Consider the following 4,800-nt stretch of genomic DNA (forward strand, 5'->3'; position numbering starts at 1 on the left):
TCTCCGCACAAGTTCAGGTGAATTTTCCCGCCTTTGGATTCCAGTACTTTCAGTGCCGATTGCTGATTGCTGATCTCTATTTGGTTCTGGGCGATGATTATTCCCTGCCACCAAATCACGCTCGAACAAGCGATCAAAACAAGCACTACGCTCAGCACTATCCAAAGCCAACTTTTCAAAACTAATGCGCTCATACGCTGGTTCTGGGCGCGAATGTCGCCTTTGATTTTCTGCTCGCTTGATCTCAACGCCTGTTCTATAAACGTCTCGTGCCTCTCGAATTCGCTCTTGAGACGTTGTTCTGTATCGTGCGCTTGCTGTTTCGATTTCTTCTCGAAGTCCTGCGCCAAACTTAAAATCTTGCTCATAAATCAGCCCTTTCAATCGAATGTTTCGACCGCCTTCTGGGTCGGATATGGAAATGCTTTTTTTGGTTTGTCTAACAACAGAAAAACCAACACCCTCGAGGGCGGTTACCAAATCTTGTCTATTTCTCAACTCTCCATTGCCAGCCATAGACAACAATCCATCAGTGATAGCTCTCGCAGCTTCATACTTTGGCTTAGGCAAATTTCGAGGCGTGGTGAGCTCTCGTTTATTGATGGGATCATCAGGGTCATGGAGTTTTAAAATGGCATTCGTTGCAATCTTCCATGCGTTGATTCGAGGCTTATCAGCTTTTTCAAAATAGGGCTGTAACCTTTTGCCTGATAACAGTTCAACATTAGGCACAACAAAATTCAGCTCCAAGCGTCCCTTGTCTCGATGTTCAACCCAAAGACAAGAATATTGATCCGCATCGAGGCCAGGTAACAATGCTTTCTCGAAACTCGACATGATTTTATCTTTGGTCGTCCGATCAAGGTCGGACTCTTCAAATGACAAAACGCCAGAGGTGTACTTCTTCGCGTAAGGACTGGAATCAATCAAATCTTGAATCGCATCAGGATCACCACGGTCTAAAGTGGCACCGTCACGAGCGCGGTCTTTTCCTAGTAAATAATCGACGGGTCCCGATCCTCTACCTGCGCCCCTAGCATGAAATTTAACTATCATCTTTCGCGTTCTCCATCCTCATTAGATTCAGTTCACGCTGAAGACTCGATAACGCAGCAATGATTTGAACGCGATCAACCGGCTTCCAATCTTGACTGTGAATAGCACGGGCAATTTGGTTTAAGTTATTGCCCATTCCAGAAAGCTGCCTTAACAAGGCCGGATCGACATTAGGAACTTGATTCGCTCGGGGGACTTTTGACCCTAAGCAATATTCACGCATCCATTCAGCAAGTCGAGGTTTTGGACTTCGCTCCATTAATGCTGAGTACTCATCATCGGTTGCTCTGATTTTGATTATCTTCTCTCGTTTATCCACGAAAAATTCTCCTAGCCTCTGAGGGAAGTTAGCTCGGAACGAGGTCACTTCTCGAAGTGGTTAACTGGGGTAAAGGGGGCGTTAGCGCCCCTTTCCAGCTCACAGAGAAACGAGCGTAGCGAGTGCACTCTGTGTATGCTGGCTTAAAACAAAAGCGCGTGATTAGAATAGCATAAAAAGTGAGCTAAATAAGAATGGAAATAGATATACGGGGACAGTGCCAAAGATTGGCATTAAGTGGCTTTCCGCTTGCTCGGTGTTCGGACGCTTCGCTTACTCACACACTGCGCCTAGCGGTATCGACGAGAGAAGCAGGAATACACACGGGGCGCAAGAATCAGCCCTTTCGGCTGCGCCGACCCCTACCCATTTCGACTCAATTTTATGAGTGATTTGGGTATCTCTATGGTCGCTTTCAGATTGGGATTTGTCTCTTACCCTTTCGGGCTGCCCTGCGCTGTGAGTTAGGCTTTACGCCCCCATTCCGGTCTCACAACACTAATCATTTATTCCTTTCCCGCTTATCCCCTCTAGCAGCTACAAGGGGCGGATTTATCGAGCATTTGCTTAGTTCTGATTAGTGCCTTTACCATGCCACCTATGGAATATCCCTTGATCGGTGGCTGATGCGCGTCGCTCTGTCCAAAACATCTTGAATCCAAACAGAGTGCAGGAGTACTTGAAGTGCTTACGTGATATGGCTATCATGAAAGGACTTAACGAGGTCTCAATTCGTGTAAGTATTCCGAAATAAACCACCTTGCAGGGTGGTTTTTTCACATCTAGGGAAAGAGATTAATCCCAAAAGCGATTGATCTCAATGATCCTTTTAACCGGTCATGACTTTCCCCTACAAAAAAGCCTCCCCAATGGGAGGCTTTTTTGTTTCTAAATCGAGGTGCAGATTAAGTGCAATTACGTTAAATTAACCGCCTACACATAACAGGTCATATGTTTAATCTTCGAAAGTCATATAGTAAGATTTTTCGTTTTCCATTTTATAAAGAGACAATTTTGTCTTTCCATATTCTAAAAAAGTAGCCGGTGTAATTTCAGTAAACTTATCCAAATCTCCTGCATCTTCCAACCTTCCCTTTAACCAGCGACCAAACACTTGTAATCCACCCTCAGAGCGTAGATTTTTCTTATAGTCTCCTGAAGTTTTCATCGGGATAATGTAGCCATCATCGGTATAAGCCATAAAGCTACCTGAAGGATAATTAGGATTTGACGTTATTGATTTATTAGCAATTATTTCAATTTCATACCATGGCCTAGGAGAAATTATTCCTGTATTCCTATTAAGACGCCCTTTTCCAAAGTACACATTCAGATTAGACTTCTCCTTTTCAGATAAAGAAAGCAAATCATATGTGGCAATACATTTATCCATATGGACATTCGGAGAAGTTGGCGTAAGCATATGCTTTTTTAAGCCTTCCCAGATCAGCTTAGGCTTGTCACTAATTAACTTGGTTTTACCACGTATAGGGATATCAGCGTAGTGAACTGGTATGGAAAACTCTTCTGAAAACAGGTCGTCAAGGAAGGCGTCAATTGCATTAACTTGCTCACCTACGCACTGTACTGTAGCTTCAATATTATTACGAAAACCACTGCATGAAAAATTAGATGAGCCTAAGAATGTCTTCCCATTAAACTGGAAAATCTTCCCATGATACTTACGACCATTTGTAACATAAAATCCACTATCAGTCCCCCTTAATACCATCTGTGCGTTTAGAGATTTCACCGCATCAAATTGTTTCTGAGATAACCCCTCATAGAAAGCCATCCCTAAAAGAACCTTACATGATTTCGATGAGGACTTAGACAATATGTCTGATTCATACTGCCTTAATGTGTCTAATGAAAAATATCCTGAAGCTATTCTTAATGAAGCAGATGAAGCTAGTTCGGATTTAAATGCAATATCAAAATTGCCGCCGTGAGATTCAGTATTTGTAAATAACATAATTAAAAAAGTGCTGGAAACCAGCACTTTTTATACTACAAACTAGCTAAGAACTCTTTGACTTCCTTGGCAATAGGATACATTCCTTGAGGTGGTACAGAGTTTCCTATTTGGCGACGAACCTCAGTGATTGTACCGATAAACTTAAAATCATCTGGGTAGCCAAATAACCTAGCTCGCTCTCGGTTTGTTAGTGGTCTAGGCTCTGAGTAGTGATACCCCCAAGTACCCCCTCCACCAGCGGCTATGATAGTGGTCGATGGCTTATCTCTATGTAAACGACGGTATACATGAGAAATCATGCCTTTCACATAGTGTTCATTATCCTTAGGAATATCAGAGAAATTCCCCCCTTCAGGAATTAATTTCAGCTTTTCAACTGTTCTAGGTTGGATATTTTGATGTTCATTATTGTAAGGAACGTCTTCTACACCTTTTAACGCTTCACCAGAAGAAACATAGGTTTCAGGTGTATGCGTCGGAGATGGCATAACAAAATTTTTATTGAAATCTTTTCTAACACCAATTAAAAGCACTCTCTCCCTTAGCTGAGGAGCACCATATTTTGCAAAATTAACTAGGTGGGGTTTGACCTCATAACCATGCTCACCAGTATCTGAAAAATCATTAATGATTGTTTCAATCGCCTTACCTTTATTCGCAGTAAGAAGACCTTTCACATTTTCTGCAATAAACATTTTTGGCTGCTTGGCTGCAACAACGTTCACGAAGTTTTTATAAAGATTTCCTCTCTCAGTTTCAAGCCCCTCTCTTTTCCAAATCATAGAGAAATCTTGACAAGGAAAACCACCTAGAACTAAGTCAGCATCAGGTATAGTTGAAACATCAACTTTTGTAATGTCGTCACAAACAACATGTTCACCAATATTAAGGGCATACGTCTCACAAGCTTTTGCATCGAAATCATTAGCCCATAAAATATTAAATCCTAGCTGGTGAAAACTAAGGTCTAAACCACCACACCCAGAAAACAAAGTAACTACGTTCACTTTTCTACTCATACCTAAAAAATTTGCGGTAACATAACAAAATAAGAAGACAAAAGCCGCTACTTTATGAACACCTTAAGCAGAAAAACATCTAACTTATTGAAGAAATCAAGAAAAGAAAAAGGTAAAAGTTTGGATGGACTATCCAGACAACTAAAAGTAACTAAAAGTTTTCTCCAGCAAGTAGAAAGCAACGACATATCAATCACACTTGATACTCTAGAAAAGTTACTAATGGCACTAAATATTCAGCAAGACGAGTTCTTACGAAGATTAATCAATGAAGATTAAAATTTGGTGTTCATTATTCCTATTATGGTAAATGCACGAGTTTACTATCATAAACGCCCATCAGAGCGCCTCAGAAGCGCCAGACAGACTTTATAAGCACTTACTACGCCCTACTAACCCACAAATGGGGCTGTAAGTTTGTGACGCTT

At 41.4% G+C, this 4,800-nt stretch carries 4 protein-coding genes; all 4 read right to left on the reverse strand.

Annotation, left to right across the window (positions count from 1 at the left end):
* Positions 1 to 1,056, reverse strand: a 1,056-nt coding sequence (locus BCT34_RS21635) for a relaxase/mobilization nuclease domain-containing protein (protein ID WP_241906878.1), incomplete at its 3' end; no start/stop codon positions are given.
* A complete protein-coding gene (locus tag BCT34_RS21640) occupies positions 1,046 to 1,375 on the reverse strand; it encodes a MobC family plasmid mobilization relaxosome protein (RefSeq protein WP_102305868.1) in 330 nt (109 codons plus the stop codon). The genes BCT34_RS21635 and BCT34_RS21640, both read right to left, overlap by 11 nt.
* A gap of 955 nt (positions 1,376 to 2,330) precedes the next feature.
* Positions 2,331 to 3,350, reverse strand: a complete 1,020-nt coding sequence (locus BCT34_RS21645; RefSeq protein ID WP_102305869.1) for a restriction endonuclease PLD domain-containing protein — start codon at positions 3,348 to 3,350, stop codon at positions 2,331 to 2,333.
* Between the two features lie 35 nt (positions 3,351 to 3,385).
* Positions 3,386 to 4,360 (reverse strand): DNA cytosine methyltransferase, encoded by a 975-nt coding sequence (locus BCT34_RS21650; RefSeq protein ID WP_198594889.1) that lies wholly within the window; start codon positions 4,358 to 4,360, stop codon positions 3,386 to 3,388.
* Positions 4,361 to 4,800 lie beyond the last annotated feature (440 nt).

The organism is Vibrio sp. 10N.261.45.E2, assembly GCF_002875705.1.
GTDB lineage: Bacteria > Pseudomonadota > Gammaproteobacteria > Enterobacterales > Vibrionaceae > Vibrio.

What these genes read in the sequence shown, in the direction of transcription:
- BCT34_RS21645 (WP_102305869.1), bottom strand. Translation starts at nt 3,350, where the DNA reads ATGTTATTTACAAATACTGAATCTCACGGCGGCAATTTTGATATTGCA.